Genomic DNA, 1658 nt, shown 5'->3' on the forward strand with positions numbered 1-1658 from the left:
CACCCCCGCCGTGGTCAGCCACGACCCGGCCTACCTGCTGCGCGCGCCCGAGGCCAAGGCCGACGCCTGGGCCGACCTGTGCCGCGCCCTGGTCCTCGCGCGCGGGTTGCCGGGGCGCCCCGCGGCCAGCGGCTGAGGGCGCTGCCGGCCACGCGGCCCCGGGGCGCCGGAGCCTGCCAGCGCGGCGCCCGGGATGCCATAATTTCACATGGACCGCGCCGCGCGCGCCGGCCGCCCCACCTGCAGGAGACAACCGCCGTGGAAAGCACCCCGAGTCGGTAGCTTTCAGCCTCGCTCGCCGCCACTGGCCGCACCGAAGGGGTTGAAAGCGCCGCCACCCGCAACCCCCCCAGGCACAAGCCCAGACAACAGGACGTGTGAGCCATGCTCAACATCTTTTCGCTCGCCAACGGCCGGCTGGTCCAGGAAGAAATCGAATCCCTGGACGAGCTCAAGCGCTTTCAGCCCATCTGGGTGGACCTGCAGTCCCCTACCGTCGAGGAAAAGCGCTGGGTGCGCCAGCACTATGGCCTGTCCATCCCGGAAGACGTGATGGACCAGGACATCGAGGAGTCCGCCCGCTTCTACGAGGAAGACAATGGCGAGCTGCACCTGCGCAGCGACTTCATCGTGGACGACGAGGAAAACCCGCGCAGCGTGCGCGTGGCCTTCATCCTGAACCAGCACAACACCGAGCTCAAGAGCTGCGGCGTGCTGTTTTCCATCCACGACGAAGACATCCCGGTGTTTCGCCTGCTGCGCATGAGGGCGCGTCGGGCCCCCGGCCTGATCGACGACGCCAAGGACGTGCTGCTGTCGCTGTTCGACACCGACGTGGAGTATTCGGCCGACACCCTCGAGGCCATCTACGACGAGCTCAAGCAGGCCAGCGCCAAGGTCCTGGAGGGTAACGTGACCGACGACTACGCCCAGGCCGTGCTGGGCGACATCGCGCGCTACGAGGACATGAACGGCCGGATCCGGCGCAACCTGCTGGACACGCGCCGTGCCGTCAGCTTCATGATGCGCAGCAAGATGCTCGACGCCGAACAGTTCGAGGACGCGCGCCAGATCCTGCGCGACATCGAGTCGCTGGACAGCCACACGCAGTTCCTGTTCGACAAGATCAACTTCCTGATGGACGCGCTGGTCGGTTTCCTGAACATCAACCAGAACAAGATCATCAAGATCTTCTCGGTGGCCAGCGTCGCGCTCCTGCCGCCCACGCTGATCGCCAGCGTCTACGGCATGAACTTCACCTTCATGCCCGAGATCGAGTGGAAGTACGGCTACCCCTACGCCATCGCGCTGATGGTCGCCAGCGCCCTGGGGCCGATGCTGTACTTTCGCAAGCGCGGCTGGCTGAAGTAGGCCGGGGGCGGCGCGGCCCAATGGGCCACGCCACCTGCGCTACAGCCGGCTGCCGAGGAACACGGTATGGCGGCGCTGGCCGTTCGCCTGCTGCCCGGCCGACAGGATGCGCAGTCCCGTAACCCGGCCGCCGGCCGCGAACATGGCCGAGGCCACGCCTGACTGCGGTGGTCCGCCCGCCAGCGGGCAGCCTGCCGCGTTCGGCTTGTTCAGGTAGTTCAGGCCCGTCACGCGGTACAGGTTGCGCCATTGGCGGTCGCTGGTCGGCTCGGCGGCGAGGCGGCCGA

Annotated in this window: 1 protein-coding gene and 1 pseudogene; one reads left to right on the forward strand and one right to left on the reverse strand. The window is 67.6% G+C overall.

All coding sequences use genetic code 11. The features are described from left to right. Positions 1-384: 384 nt before the first annotated feature. A complete protein-coding gene (corA, locus tag A612_RS04895; protein ID WP_019373423.1) occupies positions 385-1371 on the forward strand; it encodes a magnesium/cobalt transporter CorA in 987 nt (328 codons plus the stop codon). 39 nt (positions 1372-1410) lie between these two features. Here the strand turns inward: corA and A612_RS17320 are convergent. Continuing rightward, positions 1411-1658 (reverse strand): annotated as a pseudogene (locus A612_RS17320) (hypothetical protein); the annotation flags it as partial.

It is taken from the genome of Melaminivora alkalimesophila, assembly GCF_000282995.1.
Taxonomy (GTDB): Bacteria; Pseudomonadota; Gammaproteobacteria; order Burkholderiales; family Burkholderiaceae_C; genus Melaminivora; species Melaminivora alkalimesophila.